Annotated in this window: 28 protein-coding genes; 11 read left to right on the top strand and 17 right to left on the bottom strand. The window is 73.0% G+C overall.

Translation table 11 applies throughout. The annotated features are described in order from the left end of the window. Positions 1 to 68: 68 nt before the first annotated feature. Positions 69 to 1,097, bottom strand: coding sequence for a LacI family DNA-binding transcriptional regulator (locus ACZ7J0_RS09360; protein WP_470885530.1), 1,029 nt, complete (start codon positions 1,095 to 1,097; stop codon positions 69 to 71). Between the two features lie 216 nt (positions 1,098 to 1,313). Between ACZ7J0_RS09360 and ACZ7J0_RS09365 the strand changes: the two genes are divergently transcribed. Further along, positions 1,314 to 2,273, top strand: a complete 960-nt coding sequence (locus ACZ7J0_RS09365) for an ROK family protein (RefSeq protein ID WP_470885532.1) — start codon at positions 1,314 to 1,316, stop codon at positions 2,271 to 2,273. 54 nt (positions 2,274 to 2,327) lie between these two features. Here ACZ7J0_RS09365 and ACZ7J0_RS09370 read toward each other — a convergent pair whose 3' ends face one another. Continuing rightward, entirely contained in the window at positions 2,328 to 2,501 is a 174-nt protein-coding gene (locus ACZ7J0_RS09370; RefSeq protein WP_468707647.1) for a hypothetical protein, read from the bottom strand. A 231-nt stretch (positions 2,502 to 2,732) separates the two neighbouring features. Here ACZ7J0_RS09370 and ACZ7J0_RS09375 point away from each other — a divergent pair, with 231 nt between their 5' ends. Continuing rightward, a complete protein-coding gene (locus ACZ7J0_RS09375; RefSeq protein WP_470885534.1) occupies positions 2,733 to 3,764 on the top strand; it encodes an NUDIX domain-containing protein in 1,032 nt (343 codons plus the stop codon). A 116-nt stretch (positions 3,765 to 3,880) separates the two neighbouring features. On the opposite strand, the gene ACZ7J0_RS09380 is transcribed toward ACZ7J0_RS09375, so the two are convergent. Next, on the bottom strand, positions 3,881 to 4,606 hold the full coding sequence (locus ACZ7J0_RS09380; protein WP_470885536.1) for an MBL fold metallo-hydrolase: 726 nt from the start codon (positions 4,604 to 4,606) through the stop codon (positions 3,881 to 3,883). A 68-nt stretch (positions 4,607 to 4,674) separates the two neighbouring features. Continuing rightward, positions 4,675 to 6,039, bottom strand: coding sequence for a M20/M25/M40 family metallo-hydrolase (locus ACZ7J0_RS09385; RefSeq protein WP_470885538.1), 1,365 nt, complete (start codon positions 6,037 to 6,039; stop codon positions 4,675 to 4,677). Positions 6,040 to 6,186: 147 nt separating this feature from the next. Between ACZ7J0_RS09385 and ACZ7J0_RS09390 the strand changes: the two genes are divergently transcribed. Beyond that, positions 6,187 to 7,572: a geranylgeranyl reductase family protein gene (locus tag ACZ7J0_RS09390; RefSeq protein ID WP_470886043.1), complete on the top strand. Its 1,386-nt coding sequence runs from the start codon at positions 6,187 to 6,189 to the stop codon at positions 7,570 to 7,572. A 66-nt stretch (positions 7,573 to 7,638) separates the two neighbouring features. On the opposite strand, the gene ACZ7J0_RS09395 is transcribed toward ACZ7J0_RS09390, so the two are convergent. Then, a complete protein-coding gene (locus ACZ7J0_RS09395; protein ID WP_470885540.1) occupies positions 7,639 to 8,094 on the bottom strand; it encodes a nitroreductase family deazaflavin-dependent oxidoreductase in 456 nt (151 codons plus the stop codon). 134 nt (positions 8,095 to 8,228) lie between these two features. Here ACZ7J0_RS09395 and ACZ7J0_RS09400 point away from each other — a divergent pair, with 134 nt between their 5' ends. The 3 genes from ACZ7J0_RS09400 (at position 8,229) to ACZ7J0_RS09410 (ending at position 11,194) form a co-directional block, all read left to right on the top strand. Continuing rightward, positions 8,229 to 8,951, top strand: coding sequence for a TetR/AcrR family transcriptional regulator (locus tag ACZ7J0_RS09400; protein WP_470885542.1), 723 nt, complete (start codon positions 8,229 to 8,231; stop codon positions 8,949 to 8,951). A gap of 228 nt (positions 8,952 to 9,179) precedes the next feature. Further along, positions 9,180 to 10,532 (top strand): sensor histidine kinase, encoded by a 1,353-nt coding sequence (locus ACZ7J0_RS09405; protein WP_470885544.1) that lies wholly within the window; start codon positions 9,180 to 9,182, stop codon positions 10,530 to 10,532. Then, positions 10,529 to 11,194, top strand: coding sequence for a response regulator (locus ACZ7J0_RS09410; protein WP_470885546.1), 666 nt, complete (start codon positions 10,529 to 10,531; stop codon positions 11,192 to 11,194). The genes ACZ7J0_RS09405 and ACZ7J0_RS09410 overlap by 4 nt, the downstream gene beginning before the upstream one ends. Position 11,195: 1 nt before the next feature. On the opposite strand, the gene ACZ7J0_RS09415 is transcribed toward ACZ7J0_RS09410, so the two are convergent. Both ACZ7J0_RS09415 and ACZ7J0_RS09420 read right to left on the bottom strand, forming a co-directional pair. Further along, positions 11,196 to 11,438 (bottom strand): DUF6332 family protein, encoded by a 243-nt coding sequence (locus tag ACZ7J0_RS09415; protein WP_470885548.1) that lies wholly within the window; start codon positions 11,436 to 11,438, stop codon positions 11,196 to 11,198. Positions 11,439 to 11,533: 95 nt separating this feature from the next. Then, positions 11,534 to 13,030 carry an MFS transporter gene (locus ACZ7J0_RS09420; protein ID WP_470885550.1) on the bottom strand — a complete coding sequence of 499 codons (1,497 nt, stop codon included), beginning with the start codon at positions 13,028 to 13,030 and terminating at the stop codon, positions 11,534 to 11,536. An 86-nt stretch (positions 13,031 to 13,116) separates the two neighbouring features. Here ACZ7J0_RS09420 and ACZ7J0_RS09425 point away from each other — a divergent pair, with 86 nt between their 5' ends. Continuing rightward, complete coding sequence (locus ACZ7J0_RS09425; protein ID WP_470885552.1) at positions 13,117 to 13,518, top strand: MarR family winged helix-turn-helix transcriptional regulator; 402 nt, start codon at positions 13,117 to 13,119, stop codon at positions 13,516 to 13,518. A 140-nt stretch (positions 13,519 to 13,658) separates the two neighbouring features. Here ACZ7J0_RS09425 and ACZ7J0_RS09430 read toward each other — a convergent pair whose 3' ends face one another. Together ACZ7J0_RS09430 and ACZ7J0_RS09435 are read right to left on the bottom strand one after the other, a co-directional pair. Further along, the gene (locus tag ACZ7J0_RS09430) at positions 13,659 to 14,402 is read right to left on the bottom strand and encodes a maleylpyruvate isomerase family mycothiol-dependent enzyme (RefSeq protein ID WP_470885554.1); all 744 of its coding nucleotides are present in this window, start codon (positions 14,400 to 14,402) and stop codon (positions 13,659 to 13,661) included. 229 nt (positions 14,403 to 14,631) lie between these two features. Beyond that, the gene (locus tag ACZ7J0_RS09435) at positions 14,632 to 15,873 is read right to left on the bottom strand and encodes an MFS transporter (RefSeq protein WP_470885556.1); all 1,242 of its coding nucleotides are present in this window, start codon (positions 15,871 to 15,873) and stop codon (positions 14,632 to 14,634) included. A gap of 732 nt (positions 15,874 to 16,605) precedes the next feature. Between ACZ7J0_RS09435 and ACZ7J0_RS09440 the strand changes: the two genes are divergently transcribed. Together ACZ7J0_RS09440 and ACZ7J0_RS09445 are read left to right on the top strand one after the other, a co-directional pair. After that, positions 16,606 to 17,832: an ROK family protein gene (locus ACZ7J0_RS09440; RefSeq protein WP_470885558.1), complete on the top strand. Its 1,227-nt coding sequence runs from the start codon at positions 16,606 to 16,608 to the stop codon at positions 17,830 to 17,832. Between the two features lie 155 nt (positions 17,833 to 17,987). Beyond that, complete coding sequence (locus tag ACZ7J0_RS09445; protein ID WP_470885559.1) at positions 17,988 to 18,752, top strand: SAM-dependent methyltransferase; 765 nt, start codon at positions 17,988 to 17,990, stop codon at positions 18,750 to 18,752. Here ACZ7J0_RS09445 and ACZ7J0_RS09450 read toward each other — a convergent pair. The 4 genes from ACZ7J0_RS09450 to ACZ7J0_RS09465 are packed head-to-tail and all read right to left on the bottom strand — an operon-like array spanning position 18,730 to position 21,269. Continuing rightward, positions 18,730 to 19,650, bottom strand: a complete 921-nt coding sequence (locus ACZ7J0_RS09450) for a phosphotriesterase family protein (RefSeq protein WP_470885560.1) — start codon at positions 19,648 to 19,650, stop codon at positions 18,730 to 18,732. The genes ACZ7J0_RS09445 and ACZ7J0_RS09450 overlap by 23 nt on opposite strands. Next, positions 19,644 to 20,273 (bottom strand): DUF4865 family protein, encoded by a 630-nt coding sequence (locus ACZ7J0_RS09455; RefSeq protein ID WP_470885561.1) that lies wholly within the window; start codon positions 20,271 to 20,273, stop codon positions 19,644 to 19,646. The genes ACZ7J0_RS09450 and ACZ7J0_RS09455 overlap by 7 nt, the downstream gene beginning before the upstream one ends. A gap of 10 nt (positions 20,274 to 20,283) precedes the next feature. Next, positions 20,284 to 20,676 (bottom strand): (R)-mandelonitrile lyase, encoded by a 393-nt coding sequence (locus ACZ7J0_RS09460; protein ID WP_470885562.1) that lies wholly within the window; start codon positions 20,674 to 20,676, stop codon positions 20,284 to 20,286. Positions 20,677 to 20,693: 17 nt separating this feature from the next. Further along, positions 20,694 to 21,269 (bottom strand): TetR/AcrR family transcriptional regulator, encoded by a 576-nt coding sequence (locus tag ACZ7J0_RS09465; RefSeq protein WP_470885563.1) that lies wholly within the window; start codon positions 21,267 to 21,269, stop codon positions 20,694 to 20,696. Between the two features lie 189 nt (positions 21,270 to 21,458). Here ACZ7J0_RS09465 and ACZ7J0_RS09470 point away from each other — a divergent pair, with 189 nt between their 5' ends. Further along, positions 21,459 to 21,737, top strand: a complete 279-nt coding sequence (locus ACZ7J0_RS09470; protein ID WP_470885564.1) for an SHOCT domain-containing protein — start codon at positions 21,459 to 21,461, stop codon at positions 21,735 to 21,737. 114 nt (positions 21,738 to 21,851) lie between these two features. Here the strand turns inward: ACZ7J0_RS09470 and ACZ7J0_RS09475 are convergent, their stop codons facing one another. Both ACZ7J0_RS09475 and ACZ7J0_RS09480 read right to left on the bottom strand, forming a co-directional pair. After that, positions 21,852 to 22,421 (bottom strand): ATP-binding protein, encoded by a 570-nt coding sequence (locus ACZ7J0_RS09475; protein ID WP_470885565.1) that lies wholly within the window; start codon positions 22,419 to 22,421, stop codon positions 21,852 to 21,854. A 223-nt stretch (positions 22,422 to 22,644) separates the two neighbouring features. Beyond that, on the bottom strand, positions 22,645 to 22,980 hold the full coding sequence (locus ACZ7J0_RS09480; RefSeq protein WP_470885566.1) for a hypothetical protein: 336 nt from the start codon (positions 22,978 to 22,980) through the stop codon (positions 22,645 to 22,647). A 219-nt stretch (positions 22,981 to 23,199) separates the two neighbouring features. Here ACZ7J0_RS09480 and cds1 point away from each other — a divergent pair, with 219 nt between their 5' ends. Beyond that, positions 23,200 to 24,342: an L-cysteine desulfhydrase Cds1 gene (cds1, locus tag ACZ7J0_RS09485; RefSeq protein ID WP_470885568.1), complete on the top strand. Its 1,143-nt coding sequence runs from the start codon at positions 23,200 to 23,202 to the stop codon at positions 24,340 to 24,342. A gap of 126 nt (positions 24,343 to 24,468) precedes the next feature. On the opposite strand, the gene ACZ7J0_RS09490 is transcribed toward cds1, so the two are convergent. Both ACZ7J0_RS09490 and ACZ7J0_RS09495 read right to left on the bottom strand, forming a co-directional pair. Continuing rightward, positions 24,469 to 24,969, bottom strand: a complete 501-nt coding sequence (locus ACZ7J0_RS09490) for an SRPBCC family protein (RefSeq protein ID WP_470885570.1) — start codon at positions 24,967 to 24,969, stop codon at positions 24,469 to 24,471. A 57-nt stretch (positions 24,970 to 25,026) separates the two neighbouring features. Then, on the bottom strand, positions 25,027 to 25,479 hold the full coding sequence (locus ACZ7J0_RS09495; RefSeq protein ID WP_470885572.1) for an SRPBCC family protein: 453 nt from the start codon (positions 25,477 to 25,479) through the stop codon (positions 25,027 to 25,029). Positions 25,480 to 25,579 lie beyond the last annotated feature (100 nt).

Below are 25,579 nucleotides of genomic sequence, written 5' to 3' on the forward strand. Positions count from 1 at the left end.
CGTACCTCCGCTGACAGGGGGCGAGTTCGGCCGCGCACGCGATATCACCCGGCTTGCAGAGCGCGCGTTCAGGCCGGTGCGATCTCTCCCGAGCCCCGCGGGATCAGCGAGGTCGTCAGTTCGACCCGCGCGGGCTCGTCGTCGCTGCCGTCCAGACGGCGGAAGAGCCGCTCAGCCGCCGTGCGTCCCAGGGCGGCGGCGTCCTGGGCTATGACGGTGATCCCGAGCAGGTCCGCCAGCTCGATGTCGTCGAAGCCGACCAGGGCGACCGGGCGCTCCCGACCCGCCAGGGTGCGGACCGCCGTGACGGTCACCCGGTTGTTGCCGGCGAAGAGCGCGGTGACCGGTTCCGGACCCGTCAGCATCGCCGTGACCGCCCCACGGACCCGCTCCGGGTCCGTGGGGCCGAGCGAGACCCAGGAGTCGTCCACGGGCAGCCCGGCGTCCTCCATGGCAGCGCGGTAGCCGCGCAGGCGCTCCGTGGCGGTGTGGATGCGCGGCTGGTCGCCGATGAATCCGATGCGGCGGTGCCCATGGGCGATCAGGTGGGCGACGCCTTCGCGGGCACCGCCGAAGCTGTCCGACAGGACGACGTCCGCGTCGATCCGGCCGGCCGGACGGTCCACGAAGACGGTGGCGATGCCGGCCTTGATCTCGGGCTCCAGATAGCGGTGGTCGGTGCCCGCCGGGATCACGATCAGGCCGTCGACGCGACGGGCGCACAGGGCGAGCACCAGCTCCTGTTCCCGGTCCGGGTCCTCGGCGCTGGAACCGTTGATGAGCAGCGCGCCATGGGCACGGGCGACTTCCTCCACGGCGCGGCTGAGCGGCCCGTAGAACGGATCGGCCAGGTCCTCCAGGACGAGTCCCACGGAGGCGGTACGACCCTTGCGCAGGACACGGGCGCTGTCATTGCGGCGGAAACCGAGCGCCTCGATGGCCTCCGTGACCCGGCGCTCGGTGTCGGGCGTGACGCCGGGTTCGCCGTTGACCACCCGGGAGACCGTCTTGAGGCCGACTCCGGCCCGGGCGGCGACGTCCTTCATCGTCGGCCGGATGCCGTAGCGGTTCTCGGTGCGGCGGGCGGTGTCGGCCACAGTGCGCTGTCCTGTTCGTCTCGTCCGGCGTCAGGTCCGGGGCTGTCGGGTGACTGTTCGGGGTCTGTCCGAAGTCCGTCCGGATGTCGGTCCGGTGCCGGTTCGGCCTGTGGGAGGCTGTGGCGTCGAGCATAGGCCCTGGACAACGTTGTCAGGGGAATGGAGACTGTTCATCGAATCCACTGGTCCGACCGCCCACCTGGAGATACCGCGCCCATGCATACCGACCTCGTCGCAGCGCTCGACATCGGCGGCACCAAGATCGCCGGCGCGTTGGTGGACGCTCGCGGGAGGATTCACGTACGGGCGCAGCGGCCCACCCCGGCGCGTGAGGACGGCGAGACGGTGATGGGCGCGGTCGAGGCGGTCCTCGCCGAGCTCTCCACCTCCCCCCGCTGGGACGCGGCCGGCGCGGTGGGCATCGGCAGCGCGGGCCCGGTCGACGCGTCGGCGGGCACGGTCAGCCCGGTCAATGTGCCCGGCTGGCGGGACTACCCGCTGGTCGAGCGGGTACGGCGGGCCACCGGAGGCCGTCCCGTCACCCTGGTGGGCGACGGCGTCGCCATGACCGCCGCGGAGCACTGGCAGGGCGCCGCCCGCGGCTACGACAACGCCCTGTGCATGGTCGTCTCCACCGGCGTCGGCGGTGGCCTGGTGCTGGGAGGCAAGCTCCACCCCGGCCCCACCGGCAACGCCGGTCACATCGGGCACATCAGCGTGGATCTCGACGGCGATCCGTGCCCGTGCGGGGCGCGCGGATGTGTGGAGCGGCTCGCCAGTGGCCCCAACATCGCCCGCAGGGCGCTGGAGAACGGCTGGCTGCCCGGCCCCGACGGCGACACCACGGCGGCGGCCGTGGCCGCCGCCGCCCGGGCGGGGGACCCGGTGGCGGTGGCGTCGTTCGAGCGCGCTGCCCAGGCCCTCGCGGCCGGTATCGCGGCGACCGCGACCCTGGTCGAGATCGAGATCGCCGTCATCGGCGGGGGAGTGGCGGGCGCGGGCGACGTCCTGTTCGCACCCTTGCGGCGCGCCCTGCGCGACTACGCCACGCTGTCCTTCGTCCAGCGGCTGACGGTCGCTCCGGCGATGACGGGGACGGACGCCGGACTGCTGGGGGCGGCCGCGGCCGCCTCGCCGCGCAGGACGACCGGGACGGCGGCGACGCTCAGCGGCTGAGACGGGCCGTGCGGGAACCCCGCGGACATGGCGGGCGCGAGCCGGCCCGCCCGGTCAGTGGGGCGAGTCCGTTCTCTGTTCCACGATCACCAGGAACGCGTCCGATTCCAGGTCCATGACCACCTCCGCGGCCTGTCCCTCGTCCCGCAGCGTGCGTGCGAGCTCCTCGGCGGGCCAACTCCCGCGAGGACCGCCCGCGGGAAACTTCTCCAGCACTGTACGGCGCATTCCGTACCCCCTCGTCATCGCCGGATCCAACGACGTTCCGTCCTGAAGTGTTACGGCTCCATGGACACGTCAGTTCGTGAAGTGGGACGTCTCACATGTGCCCCGTGGTGGCGCCGGCAGCGCAACAGCCCGGCCACAGTTGTGTACGGGACGCCGCGCCGGTTCCGGACGCGGGTTTCCGTGGCAGGGTGTTGCGGGCAAGCCACAGGGGGCTACGGCAGAGGGGGAACCGTGATTGTCTGGATCAACGGTGCGATCAGTGCGGGCAAGACCAGCGCCGCGCGCGAACTGATCGATCTGATCCCGCACAGCACCTTGTACGACCCCGAACTCACCGGCGCCGCGCTGCGCGACCTGCTGCCGCAGAAGCGTCTCGCCGAGGTGAACGACCTCCAGGACCTGCCGGTCTGGCGCCGGATGGTCGTCGACACGGCCGCGGCGCTGCTCGCCGACGTGGGTGGAGTGCTGGTGGTGCCCATGACGCTGCTGCGCCAGGAGTACCGGGACGAGATCTTCGGTGGCCTCGCCTCCCGGCGCATTCAGGTGCGCCATGTGCTCCTCGCCCCGGACGAAACGATCCTGCGCGAGCGGATGGAGAGGCACGAGGAGTACGTGGCCGACGGAGCGGACGAGCACGTACGCCCCTGGCCCTACGACCCTCTGGAGCCCTACCGCACCGCCCTCGGCTGGCTCTCCGCCGACGCCCACGTCGTCGACAACTCCGCCCTGAGCCCTGCCGAGGCCGCCCGGGCCATCGCCGAAGCCGTGCGCACCGGCGAGGCCCGCTCCTGCGGGATCGTGCAGACCCCGGAGCCCACCGGCGAGACCCTCGCCGCCGGGGTGCTGCTCTTCGACGAACAGGACCGCGTGCTCCTCGTCGACCCCACCTACAAACCCGGGTGGGAGTTTCCCGGCGGCGTGGTCGAGTCCGGTGAGCCGCCCGCCCGCGCCGGAATGCGTGAGGTCGCCGAGGAGATAGGCCTGCGGCTCGACACCGTGCCACGGCTGCTGGTCGTCGACTGGGAAGCGCCCAGGCCCCCCGCGTACGGCGGTCTCCGGCTGCTCTTCGACGGCGGACGTCTCGCCGCCGACGTGGCCGAGCGCCTGCTGCTGCCCGGGGCCGAGCTGCGGGGCTGGCGCTTCGTCACCGAGGAGGAGGCGGCGGACCTGCTGCCTCCGGTCCGCTACCAGCGGCTGCGCTGGGCGCTGCGGGCCCGGGAACGCTCCACCGTGCTCAACCTGGAGGCGGGCGTGCCGGTGTAGGCCATGTCCGTGCCCGGCGGGCGGCGGCCCTGTCCGATGAGCGGCGCTTCGGGGCCGCGTCCCATCCGGGGGGGCGTCCCCGTTCGGTCAGCGGCCCGGCCAGGGAGCGGCGGCGTCTACTCCGTGGCGTCCGAGGACGCGGCGTCGCGGGCCGCCGCCGCGCTCAGGGTCGCCGCCGCGTCGACGGTCAGCGGTTCACCGTGCCCGAAGCAGACCGTCGTCGGCGCGAGCCCGGCCAGCCGGCGCATCGACGCCTTGGCCGCCTCCCGGTCCACATGGAACACACCCAGCGTCACCCCCTGTACGGCGGCCACCGTGTCACCCGTGAACAGCACACCGTGTGCGGGCAGATGGACCGCGAGCGAACCGTCCGTGTGCCCGGGGGTGTGCACCACCCGGGCCCCGTCGCCGAACCCGAGTTCGTCACCGTCCTCCAGCTCCCGGTCCACCCGGGTCGGCGGCGCCTCGGGGACGGTGAGCCCGTGCTCGTACAGCGGGACCTCCCAGTCCAGCAGTACGGGATCGGGGACCGGCGCCTCGCCGCGGATCACCGGCGCGTCCAGGCGGTGGGCCAGCACCTCGGCGCCGTACCGGTCCGCGAGTTCACCGGCCGCGCCCACGTGGTCGCGATGACAGTGCGTCAGCACGACGCGCCGGATGTCCTCGGGCCGCAGGCCCGCCTTCCGTATCGCCTGCTCGACCTCGTCGGCGGCGTCGACCCAGCCGGCGTCGACGAGCGTCAGCTCGTCCGAGTCACCGGCGCGGTCGCGCCACAGATAGGCCTGTCCGATGGAGAAGCGCAGCATGTGCAGTCGGTGAGGGAGTACCTCGATGAAGTCCATGCGGCGAACGTACGTGCCGCGCACGCCCGCCGCCCGGAACTACGCTGACCGCGATCTTCGCCGAAAGCTCAATCGCGCTTGGACCGCGCGTAGTTCAGCAGGAAGTGCGCCTCGGCCACCGAGAGCTGTTCCAGCTCCCTCGGCGAGACCGACTCGTTCACGGCGTGGATCTGCGCCTCCGGGTCGCTCAGCCCGATCAGCAGGATCTCCGCCTCGGGGTAGAGAGCGGCCAGCGTGTTGCACAGCGGGATCGAGCCGCCCATCCCCGACGCCTGCATCTCCTCGCCCGGGTAGGCGATCCGCATGGCCTCGGCCATCGACGTGTACGCCGGGCTGCCGATGTCCGCGCGGAACGCCTGGCCCTGGCCGACCTGTTCGAAGGAGACCCGCGCGTTCCACGGCACCCGCTTGGCGATGTGCGCGTACAGCAGCTCGGTCGCCTCGGCGGCGTCCTGGCCGGGCGGCACACGCAGGCTGATCTGCGCGCGGGCCGTGGAGGGGATCGACGGGGTGGCGCCGGCGACCGGGTGGCAGTCGATGCCGATGACCGTCACCGCCGGACGCGCCCAGATCCGGTCGGCGACCGTACCGCTGCCGGGCAGGTCGACGCCGTCGAGGACCCTCGCGTCCTTGCGGAAGTCCTCCTCCGGGTACTGCAGGCCGTCCCACGAGGCGTCCGACGCGAGCCCGTCGATGACCGTCGAGCCGTCCTCGGCCCGCAGCGTGTCCAGTACGCGGATCAGCGCGGCCAGCGCGTCGGGAGCGGCGCCACCGAACTGGCCGGAATGCAGGTTGCCTTCGAGGGTGTCGATCCGCACCCGGATCATCGTCATCCCGCGCAGGGTCGCCGTGACCGTCGGCAGACCGACCCGGAAGTTCCCGGTGTCGCCGATGACGATCGCGTCGGCGGTGAGCAGGTCGGGGTGCGCCTCGGCGTACCGCTCCAGACCGCCGGTGCCCTGCTCCTCCGACCCCTCGACGATCACCTTCACCGTGACCGGGACGCCGCCGTTCGCCTTGAGGGCGCGCAGCGCGAGGAGATGCATGATGAAGCCGCCCTTGCAGTCGGCCGCGCCGCGGCCGTACCACCGGCCGTCCCGCTCGGTGAGCTCGAACGGCGGAGTCACCCACGCCGACTCGTCGAGCTTCGGCTGGACGTCGTAGTGCGCGTACAAGAGGACGGTCGGCGCGCCCTCCGGCCCGGGCAGGACGCCGTACACCGACTGCGAGCCGTCGGGGGTGTCGAGGAGCGCCACCTCCTGGAAGTCCTCCGCGCGCAGCGCGTCGGCGACCCAGTGGGCGGCCGCCTCGCACTCGCTCTTCGGCGCCACCGCCTCGTCCGCCACCGACTCGAAGGCCACCAGTTCCGCGAGCTCCGCCTTTGCGCGGGGCAGCAGGGATGCGACGGTCTCGGCGATCGGATTCACGGTCATGGGCACGCTCCTCGTGGGTGCGACGTTATGAGTACGTAGGAAGTGACGTAAGGAGTGTCGCCGTACGTGAGGTCTGTACAGCGAACACCCGGGCGATCCTCCCACAGCGGGCCGTCGGGGCCCGCGCCGTAGGATGCCGTGAAGAGCATGGACCACTGGTCGGATCAGGAGCAGAAGCACATCGTGAGCAGCGAGAACGCAGACGCCGGAAGCCAGCAGCCCGAGTCGGTCTGGGACGTCGTGGTGGTCGGGGCGGGGCCCGCGGGTGCCTCGGCCGCGCATGCGGCGGCCACGGCCGGCCGCCGGGTGCTGTTGCTGGAGAAGGCGGAGCTGCCCCGCTACAAGACGTGCGGCGGGGGCATCATCGGGCCCTCGCGTGACGCGCTGCCGCCCGGCTTCGAACTGCCGCTGCGGGACCGGGTGCACGCCGTCACCTTCTCGATGAACGGCAGGTTCGCCCGTACCCGCCGCTCGAAGCGGATGCTCTTCGGGCTCATCAACCGGCCCGAGTTCGACGCCGGTCTGGTCGAGCACGCGCAGAAGGCGGGCGCCGAACTGCGCACCGGCGTGGCCGTGTCGCGGGTCGAGCAGCACGGTGCGGCCGTGCCGGACCGGCGGACGGTGGCGATCGTCCTCGCGGACGGGGACACGATCCTCGCGCGGGCGGTCGTGGGCGCCGACGGCAGCGCCGGGCGCATAGGAGCACATGTCGGGGTGAAGCTCGACCAGGTGGACCTCGGCCTGGAGGCGGAGATTCCCGTGCCGCCGACGGTCGCGGAGGACTGGGCGGGGCGGGTCCTCATCGACTGGGGACCCATGCCGGGCAGTTACGGCTGGGTCTTCCCCAAGGGGGACACGCTCACCGTGGGCGTGATTTCGGCGCGCGGCGAGGGAGCGGCCACCAAGCGGTATCTGGAGGACTTCATCGCCCGGCTGGGGCTGGCGGGATTCGAGCCGGAGATCTCCTCGGGCCATCTGACGCGGTGCCGCAGCGACGATTCGCCGCTGTCCCGGGGCCGGGTGCTGGTCTGCGGTGACGCGGCCGGTCTGCTGGAGCCGTGGACCCGGGAGGGGATCTCCTTCGCCCTGCGGTCGGGGCGGCTGGCGGGTGAGTGGGCGGTGCGGATCGCGGAGGCGAACGACGCCGTGGACGCCCGGCGGCAGGCCCTCAACTACGCGTTCGCCATCAGGGCCGGCCTCGGCGTGGAAATGGCGGTCGGACGCCGGATGCTGGCGCTCTTCGAGCGGCAGCCGGGGCTGCTGCACGCGGCGATCACGGGCCTGCGGCCCGTGTGGAGGGCGTTCGCGGACATCACGCGCGGCGCGACGACCCTGGCGGGTCTGGTGCGCTCCCACTCGTTCATCCGGAAGGCCCTGGACGTACTGGACCGGCGGATGGGGGACACGGCGCTGACCGGCGCCGGGATGGAGCGGAGCACGGCGGGCGCCGAAGGCGCCGCCGACGGCGAAGCTGCCGGAGGCCCCGAGACGGCGGCCCGCTCGGGCGAGCGGGGCGCGAACGACGGGGTGTGAGGGAGGCTCTGGCGAGCGGGGCGTGAACGACGCGGTGTGAGGGAGGCTCGGGCGAGCGGGGCGGCGTCAGGGCGTCGTGCTGATGCGGAACACCGGGTGCTTCGGGGCGATCGCCCGCAGTTCCTCGTCGGACGAGTCGGGGCCGACGCCCCCGAAGAACACACCGACCTCCGCCTTCCACCGCTTCAGGTAGGCGCGCAGCAGGACCGGCTTCTCGTCGTCGGACAGCTCGACGGCCGTGAAGGGCTGCGCCTGCTTGCCCAGATGCAGCTCGCCGCCGCCCGCCGCCCGCATGTTGTGCGTCCACTGGACGTGGCCGCGAGGGGCCACCAGATACCGCTCCCCGTCCACCGTCAACAGGTTGACCGGCGTACGGCGCCACTCGCCGCTCTTGCGGCCGCGGACGGCGAGGATGCGCGAGCCCCAGACACTGATGCCGCGACGCGTCATCCAGGTGACGGCACGGTTGAGGACGTTGATGGTGAACCAGCCGGGCTTCATGACGTGTGCGGCGGCGCTCATGGTGTTCCTCCGGGGAGCGATCCAAACCGAGAGCACTGCTCTCGCTTGAGAACAGTGTGCATGGATCGGCGTTCCGAAGCAAGAGCAGTGCTCTCTATTCAGTGCACTGCTCCAATCAATGGCAGACTGCCCCCATGACACGCGTTCAGGGAGCCAGGGCCCGCGCCCGCGTCGAGATCACCACCGCCATCAAGGACGAGGCCCGCGTCCAGCTCGCGGCCGAAGGCGCCGCCAAGCTCTCGCTGCGAGCCGTCGCCCGGGAGCTCGGCATGGTGTCGTCCGCGCTCTACCGCTACTTCCCGAGCCGCGACGACCTGCTCACCGCCTTGATCGTCGACGCGTACGACGCCGTCGGCGCCGCCGCCGAGCGCGCCCTCGCCGCGGCCGACGCTGCCGACCCCCCGGCACGCTGGACCGCCGTCTGCACCGCGGTCCGGGCCTGGGCTCTCGCCCACCCCCACGAGTACGCCCTCATCTACGGCTCCCCGGTGCCCGGCTACACGGCCCCGAGGGACACCGTCGGGCCCGCCTCCCGCGTAGGCCTCGCCCTCATCTCCCTCGCGCGCGACGCCCACCGGTCCGACGGCGTCGCGCTCCCGCCGCTCGCCGAGGAGCTCCGCCCCGAGGCCCACCGGCTGACCGCCGACATCGCCCCCGACCTCCCCCCGGCGCTGGTCGTCTCCCTGGTCGCGGCCTGGTCCCAGCTGTTCGGGATGGTGTCCTTCGAGGTGTTCGGCCAGTTCAACCGGGTCGTCGAGGACCGCGACGCCTTCTTCGCCGCCGCCGCCGACCGCCTCGCCCGGGAGGTCGGCCTGCTCCGACCCGGGCGCCCCGCCCCGCCCGCGAGGCCGTCCTGAACCACCCGCACCCGGCCCTCGCGCGGACCGTGGGACGGCGGCTCGGCCGGCGCTCGTGCGGCGCACCGGAGCGGCACCGCCCTGGAGGGAGCCCCGGCTCGTGCGTTCCACCGGAGCGGCACACGCCCTGGAGGGCGCCCGGAAGGCCGATGTACTCCCCCGGGAGTAGGGGTGACCACCCCGCCCGGCCGACGCCGCGCGGCACCCGCCACGGTTAGCGTGGCGGACATGGACGAGCAGCGGACATATGGCGGCGGAGGCCCGCCCTGGGCACGCGGCCCGGCAAGGCGCGCCGGGGGAGGGCCTCCGTGGCCGAGGCACTGGCCCGCGGGCGGGCCCGACAGCGGACTGCCATGGCGGTCCACCCTCCTGCTCGCCGTGTTCGTCCTCATCGGCTCCGGCTTCGCGGCGAGGAGCCAGCCCGACCGGGAGTCACTGGACGCCCTCGGCCGGGCGCTGCTGCTCGCCGGATCGGCACTGCTCCTGCTCCGGCACCGGTACCCCGTGGCCGTCGTCCTCTCCGTCGCGTCGGTCACGCTGGTCTACTTCGGCGCCGGATATCCGTACGGTCCCGTCTTCCTCACCGTGGCCGTCGCCTGCTTCGCCGCGGTCGTCCACGGCCACCGCCGGGCGGCCTGGTGGGCGCTGGGCCTGCTCTGGGCGGGTCATCTGCTGATCGCGCACTGGCTCTACGCCCATCTGCCGCCCGGCGACGACGGCCCCGGCCCGTGGGGCGAGGAAATCCCCGTCGCCGCCTTCGTGGTCGCCATCCTCGCCGCCGCCGAGCTGGCACGTGTCCGCCGGGAGCAGTGGGCACAGCAGCGGGCCGAGCGGGCCGCCGCCGAGAAGCGGCGCGCCGACGAGGAGCGGCTGCGCATCGCCCGGGAGCTGCACGACGTACTCGCCCACTCCATCTCGGTCATCAACGTCCAGGCCGGTGTGGGACTCGCGCTGCTCGACACCGACCCCGAGCAGGCGCGGGCCGCCCTCACCACGATCAAGGCGGCCAGCAAGGAGGCGCTGGGAGAGGTGCGTCAGGTCCTCCACGCCCTGCGCGCCCCCGGCGAGGCCCCGCGCGCCCCGGCCCCGGGCCTCGACCGGCTTCCGGAGCTCGTCGAACAGGCCGCGAGCGCCGGTCTGACGGTCGACATGGAGACCGTGGGGGCGCGCGCCGAGCTGCCGCCCGGTACCGATCTCGCCGCCTTCCGGATCGTCCAGGAGGCGCTCACGAACGTGGTGCGCCACTCCGGTTCGCGTACCGCGCGCGTACGGATCGCCTACGCGCCGGACCATATGGAGCTGCGGATCGACGACGACGGGCCCGCCACCGGCACGGACGCCGGAGGCAGCGGCAACGGCCTCGCGGGCATGCGTGAGCGGGCGGCCGCGCTCGGTGGCACGATCGAGGCGGGCACGCGCCCTGACGGCGGGTTCCGGGTCCGCGCGACGCTTCCCCCGCGTCCGCCGAACACCGCGGACGACACCCCGAACACGGCCCCGACCGCTCCGGCCCCGGCCGGGACGAGCGGTCGCGGGGATCCACGGGATCCGATGGACGAGATGGATGAGGAGACGCCGTGATCCGTGTGCTGCTCGCGGACGACCAACTGCTGGTCCGGGCCGGCTTCCGGGCGCTGCTCGACGCCCAGCCGGACATCGAGGTCGTCGGAGAGGCGGCCGACGGCGAGGAGGCGGTCGCCCTGGTCCGTGAACTGCGGCCGGACGTCGTCCTGATGGACATCAGGATGCCCGTGGTCGACGGCCTCGTGGCGACCCGCCGGATCACCGGCGACGAGAGCCTCGCGGGAGTGAAGGTGGTGATGCTGACCACCTTCGAGATGGACGAGTACGTCTTCGATGCGATCCGCTCCGGCGCCTCCGGCTTCCTGGTCAAGGACACCGAACCGGAGGAACTGCTGCGCGCGGTACGGGCCGTGGTGGAGGGGGACGCGCTGCTCTCGCCGGGCGTGACGCGCCGCCTCATCGCCGAGTTCGCGGCCCGCTCCAAGGCCCCCGCCGACGCGCGGGGCCTCGCCGAACTCACTGAGAGGGAACGGGAGGTGATGGCCCTCGTCGGCATCGGTCTGTCCAACGCGGAGATCGCCCGCCGTCTGGTGGTCAGCCCCCTCACGGCGAAGACCCACGTCAGCCGCACCATGGTGAAACTGGGCGCCCGCGACCGGGCCCAACTGGTCGTGTTCGCCTACGAGTCCGGGCTCGTACGGCCCGGCTGGCTGGGCTGACTCAGTCGCCGGAGCGGCGGGGGAAGCGCCACAGCACGCGGACCACCCGCGCCACGAAGGCGACTCCCGCGAGAGCCACCCCCGCGACCGGCATCGCCCGCCGGGCGGCGTCCGGCAGACCGGGCAGCAGCAGGGGGGCGCAGACGAGCGCCAGTACCGCCGCCGCGGCGAAGACCGCCGTCACCACCGCGTATCCGATCTCGACCGTGATCGCGTCCCGCTGCGCCTGACTGCGTGTCCCCATGAACGGCAGTCTCACAAGCGCGCGGCCGGTGGGCAAGCAAGCCACCGGCCGCGCGTCCCCGGGCCCTGGGTCCCCGGGTCCCGTTCTGTTCGCGTTCAGTCCCGTACGGGCACGGGCTCGGAGGTCTCGGCCGCCTGCCTGGGTGCCGAGGTGGCCACCACCAGCGACGGCTGCGGACGGTCGGCGCGGCGCCGGAGTCCCGGCAGCGTGACCAGCAGGCCGGCCAGCGCGATCACGGTGACGACGGCCAGGCCGGGCCGGTAGTGGTCGAGGACCACCTGCGGGGAGCCGCCCGCCTCGCCGCCGCCCGCCGTGATCACAGCGGTCACGACGGCCAGGAAGATCGCGCCCCCGACCTGGATCGAGGTGTTCAGCAGACCCGACACCATGCCCTGCTCGTCGTCGTCCACTCCACTGGTGGCCTGGATGTTCAGGGAGGGGAAGACCAGCGCGCAGGCCGCGCCCAGCAGCAGCATCGACGGCAGGATCACGGCCGCGTACTGGGGAGTGAGGCTGACCCGGAGGAAGAGCGCGTAGCCGATGACCAGCAGGGTGAAGCCGGTCGCGATGACCTTCGGCGTGCCGAACCGGTCCACCACATCACCGATCTTCGTGGAGGAGAGCGCCACCAGGACGCCGGCGGGCAGGAACGCCAGCGCGGTCTGGAGCGCCGACCAGCCGAGCAGCGACTGCATGTACTGGGTCACGATGAACTGGAAGGCGACGTACGAGCCGAAGAAGGCCATGGCCCCCAGCTGCGCCCGTATCTGCGAGCCGGAGCGGAGTACTCCGAGGCGGATCAGAGGATGTGCGCTGCGCCGCTCGATGGTGACGAACGCGGCGAGCAGCGCGGCCGCCACGAGGAACGACAGCAGGGTCCGGGCGGACGCCCAGCCGGCCTCCGGGGCCTGGACCACGGTGAAGACGAGGAGCAGCATCGCGGCCGTGCCGGTGACGGCGCCCGGCAGGTCGTAGCCGCGCCGGGTGGTGTCGCGCTCGCTGTGCGGGATGAGCTTCATGCCGGCGAGCAGCGCGAGCAGGGCGACGGGGGCGGGCAGCAGCATGGTCCAGCGCCAGCTCAGTTCGGTGAGCAGTCCGGAGAGGACCAGGCCCATGGAGAAGCCGGTGGCGGCGCAGGTCGTGTAGATCGACAGGGCCCGGTTGCGCTGCGGCCCCTCCTTGAACGTCGTGGTGATGATCGAGAGACCGGCGGGCGCGGTGAACGCGGCGCTCAGGCCCTTGATGAAGCGGCTCGCGATCAGCAGCGGGCCGGAGTCGACGAGGCCGCCGAGCAGGGACGCGACGGCGAAGACCGCGAGGGCGATCAGGAAGACGCGGCGGCGGCCGAGGAGATCGGCCGCGCGGCCGCCGAGGAGGAGCAGTCCCCCGTAGCCGAGGATGTAGCCGCTGACGATCCACTGCAGGGTCGAGGTGGTGAGATCGAGGTCCGCGGCGATGGACGGCAGGGCGACGCCGACCATGGAGACGTCGAGAGCATCCAGGAACATCGCGGCGCAGAGCACCAGCAGGGTGCCCCAGAGCCGCGCGCTCCAGCGCTCTTGGGGGGCGGGGGCGTTGAGCGGAGAGGTCATGCGGAGCACAGTACATGCACATGCATTGAATGCAAGTGCATTTAATTCCGATGCAACAAAGCCGCTTTCTCTGCTACCGTGCGGACATGGCGACGAAGAAGTCCGAGCGTGCGCTCGTACAGGAGTGGCGGGACGTCCTCGCGCTGCACGCCCGTACGATGTGCGAGCTCGACCGGGAGCTCCATCGCCATGGGCTCGGCGCCAGCGACTTCGAGGTCCTCGACGTGTTGGCCGAGGCGTCGCCGGAGGACGGCGGCTGTTCGTACCGCGTACAGGAGTTGGCGTCCCGGGTGCACCTGAGTCAGAGCGCGCTGTCGCGCCTCGTGGGCCGGCTGGAGAAGAGCGGTCTTGTGGTGCGCGGTATGTGCGGCGAGGACCGGCGCGGAGTGCGCGTCGCGCTCACGGACGCGGGCAAGGAGCGGCACGCCGAGGTCAAGCCGGTCCAGCGGGCCGTACTGACACGGATGCTGGACGAGCGGTCCGCCTGAGCGCGGGGGCTCGACGGGCGTGCGGCCCGCGAGGCCGACACACCGTCAGCAGGCAGTCCCACGCCCGGTGGACCACCCCGCCATTCGGACGCTCGGACGGCCGGCCAGGTGGTCGATGGGGTGGCCGGTCAGGGCATCGGTCAGGTGATCGCCGACGTCTCCTGCCACAGTCGAGCGAGTGACGGGTCACCGGCCACCGTGACCTCGCCCCCGCCGGGCGAGCGGCGGTTCCACAGAGTGAGGTAGAGCGCTCCGGCCGGGCCGCTCAGCTCGCAGTCGGCTGGTCCCTCGTCCGTGCGTGTGGCCCGCGGCGCGTCCGGCGACAGCCGCACCGTCCATACGTCACCGGTGTCCGTCGCCCGTACGCGCAGCGTCCGCGGCCCCGGTGTGCGCACCCGGCTGTTCGAGCGGGAATGGAAGGCGCACAGCAACTCGTCGATCCCGTCCGCCCCCAGGACCGGCTCGACCGGGCCGGGACCCGTGCCGAGGGCCGATTCGGCGTCCACGCGGTGGACCGCCGTCTCGTGCGCCTGCCGCCGCGCCCAGAAGGCAAGCGCCGAGGGCGCGGGCAGGAACGTCCAGCACTCCAGCGTCTCCGGGGCCGCGTGCAGCGCGGCGACCAACAGGGCGTGGCCCTCACGGAACCACTCGACCAGCGCGTCGCCGTCGAGATCGGGCTCATCGGCCCCGGGCTCGTAGGAGTGGATGCCGTCCGTGACGAAACGGGCCGCCCATCGGTGCACCGTTCCCGTGTGGCGCAGGAGGTCCCGCACCTGCCATTCCGGACAGGTCGGTACGGGCGCGAGCGGGCCCCCCTTCGCCGCGGCGTCGGCCAGTGACCTGCCCTCCCTGTCGAGAGAGGCGATGTGCTCAGAGATCTTCACGCAGTGGATTCTGCCAGCGCGGGCCGGGCCGCAGGGGGTCATTCTCGTGACGCCCGCGCGCACCGCGGACGAGTCGCCTCAGGCAGCCGATGACGAACGCCTGGAAGACGTACGGCACCGTGAACAGCGCGGGGACGAACCCGTCGCTCTCCGCCCAGTCGCCGAGCCCCTGCTGCGGGGTGAACAGCGCCGCGCTGGTCGGGGCGGACAGCAGGGGGCCCGGGGACGGCTACTCGGCAGGCCTGGGTGCCGACGCGTTGCGGGCCGCGTACCCGATCAGCGCCGCGCCCGCCGCCAGGACCGCCACGGTCGTCAGCGCGACGGGCAGCGAGAACCAGTCGGCGAGAAACCCGATCGCGGGCGGACCGAGGAGCATGCCGCCGTAGCCCAACGTGGAGGCCGCGGCCACCCCTCCGGGGCCGGCCAGGGCGCCTGCCCGGGCGACTGCCACGGGGAAGATGTTGGCGAGGCCGAGACCGGTCACCGCGAAACCGAGCAGTGCGAGCCACACCGTGGGCGCAAGGGCGCCGAGCAGCATGCCGACCGCCGCGGTCGCGCCGCCCGCGACGAGGGTCCGGGTCTGGCCGAGCCGCTCCAGCAGCGCCGTACCGGACAGCCGGCCGGCGGTCATGGCCAGGGCGAACAGCGAGTAACCGGCGGCCGCGAGACCCGAATGCGCCCGCAGGTCCTGTTCCAGGTGCAGTGCGCCCCAGTCGGCCAGCGCGCCTTCGCCGTACGCCGTGCACAGCGCGATCACCCCGAACACCGCGACGAGACGGCGGGACCGCGCGGTCGGCCGCTGCGCCGCTCCGGGGTTCCGGGCCGTGTCGCGGGGCGCGGCCCGGGTCGGGGCGGGGGGCGGCTCGCGCAGGAGTACGGGACCGGCGACGGCGGTCATCAGCAGCCCCGCCCCGGTGAGTCCGAGCAGATGCGCGGCGGGGGAGAGGCCCCCGGCGACGAGCCCCCCGGCCCCTGCTCCGACCATGCCGCCGAGGCTGAACGCCGCGTGGAAGGTGGGCATCACGGGCCTGCGGAGGGCGGCGACCAGATCGACGGCGGCGCTGTTCATGGCCACGTTGATGCCGCCGTACGCGGCGCCGAAGACCAGCAGGACGATCCCCAGGGCGAGCGCCGAGTGCGTCAGGGCGGGCAGCGCGATGCTCAAGGACATCAGGACGGCGGCGACGACGGTCACGACGTGGCTGCCGAAGCGCCGGCACAGCCGTCCGGTCAGCGTCATGGTGATCACCGCTCCGGCGGAGACGCCGAGCAGCGCCAGCCCGAGATCACTGGCCGAGGAGCCGGTCTGCTGCTTGATGGCCGGGATGCGGACCACCCAGCCGGCGAACAGGAATCCGTCGAGGGCGAAGAAGAGGGTCAGGGCGGTGCGGAGGCGCGACAGAGAGGCGACGGCGGTGTCTCCGCCTTGGCCCCCCGGAACGGCCGTCCGTAGTTTGTTTAGAAGCGGCACAAAGTCAGAGTAGGGGGGTGGGGCGGGTGAACACAAGGCGAGGGGGCGGCCTGGCGGGGGCCGGGCGCGGACGGTGAGACCCCCGGGGGCGGCCGGTTGCCGTGGTCCGTGGCCGAGGCGACTGCGGGCCGGCGGCTTGGCGCGCAGTCCCGCGCGGCCGGTCACGGGACGTGGTGGCGAGCCCGCGCCGGCCTGGTCGACCCACGCTCGGGCGGATGGCCGGGACTTCCCCGCACCGGCTTGTTGGGAGCCGGGGGAGCCGGGGGAGCCGGGCGCTTGGCGCTGGCTTCGGCCGTGGCCCGGCGGCCGGCGGCCCGGCGGTGCACCGCGTACTGCGTACCGCGTACGGCGCCTGGGCGAGGGCGGGGAGCGGCGTGCGTGGCCCGGCGGCCCGGCCCGGTGCACCGCCTACCGCCTACGGCGTACGGCTGACCGCGTACGGCGCCCGGGCGAGGGCGGGGAGCGGCGCCAGTGTGCGGCGGTGCCTGACGGCGGTGCTGGTGCGCGGCGCCTGACGGCGGCGCCTGGGCGAGGGGGGAGCGGCGCCAGTGTGCGGCGGTGCCTGACGGCGGTGCCTGACGGCGGCGCTACTGCGCGGCGGCGGTGCGGGCAGGGCGCGCGGGCTTGGGACGCCCCGGGCCGAGGCCGTGGCGGCGTGGGCTGCGGGCCCGGGCGGCGTCCTCGTCGGGGCGGGCGGGGTCCGGGGACGGGGATCATGGGAGACTCGCACCCATGAACGGCAAGGCGACGACTACCCGGACACGTCTGGACAGAGGGCGCGGCGCACTCGGCCCCGCGCTCGAACTGGTTCACACGGGCCGGGCGCCCACCCGTGCCGTACTCACCGCCGAACTCGGCGTCACCCGCGCCACCGCCGGCGCCGTCGCCGCCGAGCTCGAAGCCCTCGGTCTGATCCGGGTCGACTCCAGGCCCGGCGCCGCCGCCGGCTCCCAGGGGCGCCCCTCGCACCGCCTCGCCGTCGACGACAAGGGCCCGGTCGTGCTGGCCGCCCAGGTCCACGCCGACGGCTTCCGCGCCGCGCTCGTCGGCCTCGGCGGCCGGATCGTGGCGACCGCTCCGGGCTGCGTGACGGTCTCCGCGGACCCGGCGCAGGTACTCGGCGCGGTCGTGGACGCGGGTGCCGCGCTCCTGCGCGAAAGCGGGCGCCGGTGCGTCGGGGCCGGTCTCGCCGCGCCCTCCGCCGTCGCCGAGCCCGAAGGCACGGCCCTCAATCCGCTCCACCTCGCCTGGCCCGCGGGCGCGCCGGTGCGCCAGATCTTCGCCGACTGCGTGCGGGCCGCCGGCATCGAGGGCCCGGCGTTCACCGGCAACGACGTGAACCTCGCCGCCCTCGCCGAGCACCGCCACGGCGCCGGCCGGGGCGCCCAGCACCTGCTTTGCGTCGCCACCGGACACCGCGGTGTCGGCGGGGCCCTCGTGCTCGACGGCCGCCTGCACACCGGCAGTTCGGGCCTCGCTCTCGAAGTCGGCCATCTCACGGTCAACCCGGAGGGGCGGCCCTGCTACTGCGGCAGCCGCGGCTGCCTCGACGTCGAGGCCGACCCGCTCGCCTTCCTCACCGCGGCGGGCCGCGACCCCGGCCCCGAGGTCTCCCTGCTCCAGCAGTCCCGCGTCCTGCTCCGGACCCGGCTGGACGATCCGGCGGTACGGGCAGCGGCCGAGGAACTCATCGACCGGCTCGGCCTCGGTCTCGCCGGGCTCGTGAACATCCTCAACCCGGACCGGATCATCCTGGGTGGCCTCCACCGCGAACTCCTCGACGCCGATCCGGGACGGCTGCGCGCGGTCGTCGCCGACCGCAGCCTGTGGGGCCGCAGCGGCGGGGTGCCGATCCTGCCGTGCACCCTCGATCACAACAGCCTGGTGGGAGCGGCGGAGTTGGCCTGGCAGCCGGTCCTCGACGACCCGCTCGCCGCGCTCGGCCCCGCGGTCGTCTGAACGTACGGTCCGGGCAGCGGGCGACGGCCCGAGGGCCAACCGGGCCGGGCGCCCGGTGTCTCGGCCGCCACCGCCCACCGCCCCGCCCAGGAGCCCTCCACCAGGCGGCGAAAATCCCTGTTCACCCACCTCACCCCGGGCTACCGTTCCGCCCCATGACCGCCAATGATCTTCCTCCGCGCCTCACCCACCTCACCTTCCACGGACCGCTGTCCGAAGCCCGTGTCGAGCGGATGATCGGGCGGCTCGCGGACACGGACCCCGAAAGGGTCCTCGACATCGGCAGCGGCTGGGGCGAGTTGCTCCTGCGCGTTCTGGAGGCCGCGCCCGGCGCGCGCGGGATCGGGATCGACATCAACGCCAACGACCTGGCCAGGGGCAAGGACCTGGCCAAGGAGCGGGGGCTCGCCGAACGGGTCGAGTTCGTCGAGGAGTCCGCTCTCGGCACGGACCGCGGCCCGGCCGACGTCGTGCTGTGCCTCGGGTCGAGCCAGGCCCTCTGCGACCCCGACGGACCCCACGACCCCGCCGCCGCGCTCAAGGAGCTGCGCCGGCTCGTCCGCCCCGGCGGGCGGGTCGTACTCGGCGAGGGCTTCTGGCAGCGCGTCCCCACCGACGAGGAACTCGCGGGGATGTGGCCGGGCGCCCACACCGGCGATCATCTGCTCCTCGGCCCGCTCGTCGACCTGGCGATCGAGGCCGGCTTCAGGCCCGCGCGGATCGAGACCGCGAGCGTCGACGAGTGGGAGGAGTTCGAGTCGGCCTATCGCGAGGGCGTCGAGGTCTGGCTCGCGGAGCACCCGGACCACCCGCTGGCCGCCGAGACGCGCGAACGGGTCGACCGCCAGCGCTCGAACTGGCTGAACGGCTACCGCCAGGTCCTCGGCATGGTCTACCTCACGCTGATTCCGGTGGGATGACCCCCTCCGAGCCGCCGAAGGCGAACGCCCGCGCCGGATTCTCCCCGAGGATCAGCTCCACCACCTCGTGGTCCAGGGTGAGTTCGAGGCGCGGGCGCAGACCGCCGAGCAGAAACGGCATCCCCGGTGTCCCCGGCATCGTGGTGTCCCCGCCGAGGAGCAGCCGGTCCACGAAACCCGCCTCCACCAGCGCCGCCAACTCGTGGGGCAACTGCCAGTCGGTGGCGTGATGGGCACGCGAGGGGCCGTCGAACGCCAGATACGCCCCCGCCCGCGCCGCCTCCCGCTGCACGACCCGGTCGGGGGAACGGCCCAGGTGCCCCAGGATCACCTTCTCCGGCGGGACCTCCTCCTCTCCGCACAGCAGATCCAGTACGGCACGCGCGCCGGTCCCCAGTTCCAGGTGGACGGCGACGGGCGCGCCCGTACGGTGGTGGGCGCGGGCAGCCGCCGACAGGGTGCGGCGCGCATGGGCGCCGACGCCGTGGAAGTCGCCCGCCACCTTGACCAGTCCGGCCCGTACGCCCGTGCCCGCGATGCCCTCGGTCAGTTCGGCCGTGAAGAGATCGGCCAGATCCTCCGGGAGCGAGTCCAGGAGCTCCGGGGCATAGTGCTGAGCCTGGTGCAGCCCCGTCGCGGCGACCACATGCACGCCGTGCGCCCGGGAGAGCGCGGCCAGGTCCGCCACCCGGCGGCCCATGCCGTACGGAGTCCACTGCACCACCGTCCGCCCCCCGAGAGCCGCGAAGTCACGAAGCCGGAGCCCCGCCTCGGCGACGTCGTCGAGTTCCTCGCCGGGCAGCCGCGGCGTCCGCAGGAAGAGGTGGTCGTGGGCGTCGCAGAGACCCAGCTCCGAAGCGGGTACGTCACCGAGGACCGTACGGACCCGGCTCACCACTGCCGGCCCCGGGGAAGTTTCGATCTGTCCGGTGTGCAGAGGCGCAGCACCCGGAAGCGCTCGCCGCCGCCCCCGGGCGTCGGCTCGAGCGTGTGCCCTGGCGCGTCCTCGATCGCCTCCGCGGGTGCCTCCCCGGCCCAGAGCGTGAAGTGCAGCAGCTCCCAGCGCCGGGGATCGACGGCCACGGCCGCCGCGACCACGCCCGGTGCCGCCGCGGCCGGCCGGTGCTCCGCCAGGGCCCGCCGAACCGCGTCCGCCGGCGTCTCGTGCTCCAGGAGGCGCTCCCGGCGGCGGGTCGCGAGCGTTGCCACGGACCCGGCCGCCGGGCCGTCCTCGTAGCCGAGTCCCGTCCAGTGCTGCACCTGAGGGCGTCCGAAGTCGTTGACGATTCCCTGGAAACCGGGACCCCACAGGAAGGAGCTCATGCCCTCCTGCGTGGCCCAGAGATAGAACGGCGCGTACTGGTTCACCGGCGATCCGTCCGCGCGTTCACGGATGAGATATGCCTTGATGCCGAGGCCGGGGAAGTCGTCGAGCAGGTGCCCCTTCGTCGCCACCCGGTCGTGGATGATCCTCATGTCGTAGTCGGCGGGCAGGGTGATCTCGTACTGCATGGCGTGCACGAGGGGCTCCTCAGGCGGGGTACGCGTCGGTGACGTGGGCGTCCCAGTCGGTCGTGGTGCCGTCGGCGGCGGCCTCGACCACCGCGAGGTGGGTCATGAAGGTGCGCGGTGCGGCGCCGTGCCAGTGCCACTCGCCCGGCTCGATCCAGACCGTGTCGCCCGCCCGGACGGGCTCGACCGGGCCGCCCCTGCGCTGTACCAGCCCCTCGCCCTCGGTGACATGGAGGACCTGGCCGTGCGGGTGGCGGTGCCAGGCCGTGTGGGCGCCGGGCGTGAAGTGGACGCTGAACATCCGCAGTCTGGAGGGAGATCGCGGCGACGCTATCTCGTCGAGCCACACCGAGCCGGTGAAGTGCTCGGCCGGTCCCGGCAGGCTCTCGGGGCGGGTGCGGGTGATGTGCATGCGGGCGGACTCCCTTGTCAGGTACGGGGTGCGAGCAGGGCGAGCAGTCCCCTGACGGCGGTGTCGAAAGGGACCGTCGAGCCGGAGGCGCGGGCGAGGACGTACCCGCCCTGCACGGTCGCCACGATCGCGGCCGCCGTCTCCGCGGGGACGAGTGGCGTGGTGAACTCGCCCGCGTCCAGGCCCTCCTGGACGATTCCGGCGAGCCGTCCCCGCAGCCAGTCGAGCGTCTCGTCCACCGGTGCGCGCAGTTCGTCGCTCGCGATGATGTCCGGGTCCATGGTCAGACGGCCGACCGGGCAGCCGCGCAGCACGTCGCGCTCGCGCAGCAGATAGGCGCGGATGCGGTCGTGGGCCGACCCCTCGCCGCCGAGGACCGCTTCGGCCGCCGCGCGCATCTCCTCGGCCGTGCGCCGGATCGCCGCCAGCGCCAGGTCGGGCTTGCCGGCGAAGTGGTGGTACATGCTGCCCTGCCCCGCGCCGGCCTGCTGCTGGATCGCCTTGGGGCTGGTGCCCACGTAGCCGCGCTCCCACAGAAGCTCGCGGGTCGCCTCGATCAGTCGCTCCGGAGTGCTCATGAGCGCACTGTACATACTAGTAGGTACAGAAGTCGAGTGGCGCCGAGGGTTGCCGGGGGAGGAGCCCCGCGGGATCCGTGTACTTCTCCCGTGGTAGGCGAACAGCCGCCGGCCGTACGACGACTCCGACCCCCTGCGCGCGCGAGTCTCGGAGGAGCGAAACGCCACCAGGGCCACCATCACCACCGGAGGAGCTGAACCGAGATGAACACCCTCGCCCACGAAGGACCCGGACCGTGGGTCCTGTTCTTCCCGCTGATCTGGGCGGCCGTCATCTTCACCGTCGTCACCGTGCTGCGCCGCGCCGGCCTGCGCGGGCGCAGGGGGCCCCGGCCCGTCGTCGACGACCAGTCGCCCATCGCCCTGCTCGGCCACCGCTTCGCGGCGGGCGAGATCGACGAGGACGAGTACTGGCGCCGGCTGTCGGTGCTGGACGAGCAGTTCGGCCGGCACGCCACGGGCAAGGGAGGTGCTTCGGCATGACGGGACCGGCCGGTTCCACGGGCGGCCCGCCCGGCTGAATGCCGGCCTCCCGGCCGGTGCGACCGGGCGGGAGGAGGGCGCCGGACCGTCCCGGGCGATCAAGCCGCCCGGGGGTCAGCCCGCGACGGCGGACCGGGCGGCAGTCGGGGTCGGGGCCGCGTCGTCCACCGCGCCGAACGGCACACCGCCGATCTCCAGGAAGTGTCCCTGCCCCGCGAACGGCCCGTCGGTCGTCGCACCGGGGACAGCGTGCGGGCGCGGGGCCACGGCCACGAGGTGCGGAGGGGCGGGGAGGGTGAACCAGACGACCTTTCCGCCGTCGCCCTCCGGCCGTACGCCCCAGCTCTCGCTGACCGCCTCGATGAGCGCGAGTCCTCGCCCCGAGGTCGAGGAGGTCGACAGGGTCCTGGCGTCGTTGAGCGACGGGAGGCGGGGGTCGTGGTCGTGGACGGAGACGGTCAGGCGGTCGAGCAGCAGCTCGAGCTCCACGATGCACGTCTTGTCGGGCTGGGCATGCCGGTGGACGTTGGTCAGCAGTTCGGTGACGCCGAGCGCCGCCTGGTCTATCAAGGCATCGAGATGCCAGTAGCGCAGGTGCGCAGAAACGATTCTGCGGACCTGACCGATCCGCGACGGCAGGGCTTGCAGCTCCACCGTGCAGTGTCTGCTTGGTTCGCTGATCACGGCTGCGACTCCCCGAATAGGTCCGGAAGAAGACGAAGGATCGGATCCTGCAGTTGGCTGACTGCTGTCGTGCGCCGACGGGCGTTGAAGCGCTGGGGCGCAGCGTAACCGCCGGCAAACCCTGAGTGACGTGTGTGTACAGCGTGAACCAGTCGTTACGGTCACGCAACTCGCGGGGACCGGACGACCGTCACATCGGGGCGCTGTCCAGGGTGCTGTCGACTCACTTCTCGGCGCTCGTCGCGCGCCGCACCGCCTCGAGGAAACGGCCCGCCCGGACCGCCGCCTCCGGCTCGTCGCCGCTGTCGGCGCTCTCCTCGTGCCGGCCCATGGTCAGCCGATAACGCTTGCCGTTCACCGTCGCGACGGTCGCGTCCTTGCCCGCGAACCAGGGGCGGCCCGCCTTCACCGCCTGTACCGGCGCGCTGTCGATCTCGCTGCCGTAGCTGGTCAACAGCTCCAGCCTGCCGTCCTTGATCACGACCTCGCCCGCCCTGGTCAGTGAACGCGGCCACCGCTCGATCTGCACGCCCGTGGCGCTGAACTCGGGCTCCGACATGCCTTTCCGCCCCCTTCGCACCGGTCTCTTCTCGCCAGTCTGCCCATCAACGCCCCGGTGCACCAGGGTGCGTACCCGACCTGTCCGGTATCCGACCCATCCCCGGCCGACCGGGCCCCCAAGACCCTCCTATGGACCCCCAAAGGGAACGTTTGTGCAGGTGAGGGGGCTATTGTCGGCAGTGGGGGCCGTAGTGGGAACAGACGAGGAGGCGGGCGGATGAGCACCGCTGAAAAGGCCGGAAGCATCACGCCGGGCGAGGCCATGGCGACCATCGACGTGGACCGGAGCGACGCCGCCTACCGGGCATGGCTGAAGGAGGCCGTGCGCAAGGTCCAGGCCGACGCGAACCGCTCCGCCGACACTCATCTGCTGCGCTTCCCGCTCCCCGAGCAGTGGGGGATCGATCTCTATCTGAAGGACGAGTCCACCCACCCCACCGGCAGCCTCAAGCACCGCCTGGCCCGCTCGCTCTTCCTCTACGGGCTGTGCAACGGCTGGATCCGGCCGGGCAAGCCCGTCATCGAGGCGTCCAGCGGCTCGACCGCCGTCTCCGAGGCGTACTTCGCCAAGCTGATCGGCGTGCCGTTCATCGCCGTCATGCCGCGCACCACCAGCGCGGAGAAGTGCCGCCTCATCGAATTCCATGGCGGCCAGTGCCATTTCGTCGACGACTCGCGCAAGATCTACGAGGAGTCCGCCGCCCTGGCCGAGCGGACCGGCGGCCACTACATGGACCAGTTCACCTACGCCGAGCGGGCGACCGACTGGCGCGGCAACAACAACATCGCCGAATCGATGTACCAGCAGCTCAGGTTGGAGCGCTACCCGGAGCCGGCCTGGATCGTCGCCACGGCCGGGACCGGCGGCACCTCGGCGACCATCGCCCGCTATGTGCACTACATGCAGCACGACACCCGCATCTGTGTGGCCGACCCGGAGAACTCGTGCTTCTTCGACGGCTGGACCCGCAACGACCCGCTCGCCAGTAGCGATTGCGGCTCGCGTATCGAGGGGATCGGCCGCCCCCGCATGGAGCCGAGCTTCGTCCCGGGCGCCATCGACCGGATGATGAAGGTGCCGGACGCGGCGAGCGTGGCCGCCGTCCGCGCGCTCGAGGCCGCCATCGGCCGCAAGGCCGGCGGCTCGACGGGGACCGGACTGTGGAGCGCGCTGAAGATCGTCGCCGAGATGGTCGCGGAGGGCCGCACGGGCAGTGTGGTCACCCTGCTCTGCGACCCGGGCGACCGCTACCTGGACAAGTACTACTCCGACGCCTGGCTCGCGGAACAGGGCCTGGACATCGCTCCGTACGCCGCCGCCATCGAGCGATTCCTGGCCACCGGCGCCTGGCCGCGGTGACCCGCGCGGCCGCCGGTGCGTGGCGCATGCGCCCGGCAGCGGGTGACCTGCGACGCCCCGACGGCGAGCCGGGCGCCCGCCGGTGGGATCCATGTGCCCGACCGTGAACGGCGCCCCCGGGCGGAACTACGCGGCGGACGGAGGCTTCTGCGCGGCCTCGGCCGTGAGGCGCCGTTCGAGGCCCCGCACCGCGCCCCGGAAGGAGCGCCCGACCCCCGGGCGCGCCAGTCGCATCGTGAGCCGGAACAGTGCGCCGCCGTCCGCCGCCATCGTCCAGCGCACCCGGGTGCCCCCGGCTGTCGGCGTCAGCCTCCAGTCCTCCACCATGGCCCGCACGCCGGGGGCGTTGGTCTCGTCCACGCGATAGGCGTAACGCCCACCGGACTCCCGGGCCATGATCGTCTCCTGGAAGCGGGTGCCGCCCTTGAGGAGGACCTCGCGGCCCGCACCCCCGTCCGTGGGCCGGGCCCTCGTGACGGCCGCGAACCAGGCGGGCCAGCTCTCGACGTCATCGGCCAGCGCGCGGTAGACGGCCTCGTGCGGAGCGGCCACCTCCGCGGTGAACGCCAGTCGCAACGGTGCCGTCTCGACGAAGTCGAGCTCCACGGGCCTCAGTCGGCGTGCCATGGGACAGTTCCTCCGGGGCAGGGGGTCACGGGCCCGCACACCATAACTGTCGATCCGTCAGATGTCTGTGCCGGGCGGCGACTTCAGCAAGCCGTCCAGGGCCCGGCCGAACATCACCCGCCCGGCACGCGCCAGTACGGGATCGAACCACCGGGGCAGCCCGCGTACGCGCAGCTCCTCCACCCACACCACCCGGGCACCCCGCCCCGTCCCGTGCACCTCGATCTCGGCCCACCCGAGCACCCACCGGCCGTACTTCTCCAGACGGCAGCGCCCGGGAGCGCTACCGGACGGAGGCTCCCAGCGGACGACCTCCATCGGATCGTCGACGGTCAGCCGCCCCACACCGGTCCGCGCGACGAAGCTGGTTCCGGGGCCCGTCGTCCCCGAGGTCAGCACACGGGACCTGGTCAGCGGGACCTGCGCGCCATGAGCGGGCCAGTCCGTGACCCGGCGCCAGGCCTCGCCGACGGGCAGAGCCGTGTCACGTTCGATTCGCAGGACGCTCATCGCGCGATCGTAGGGCCGACGCCCGGCGCGGCGACGCACCGAGCGGCGCGACACCCTCGTGGACACCGCTCGACGCGCTCCGCCGCCTGCCCGGCCCCGA

It is taken from the genome of Streptomyces sp. NPDC038280 (genome assembly GCF_055600045.1).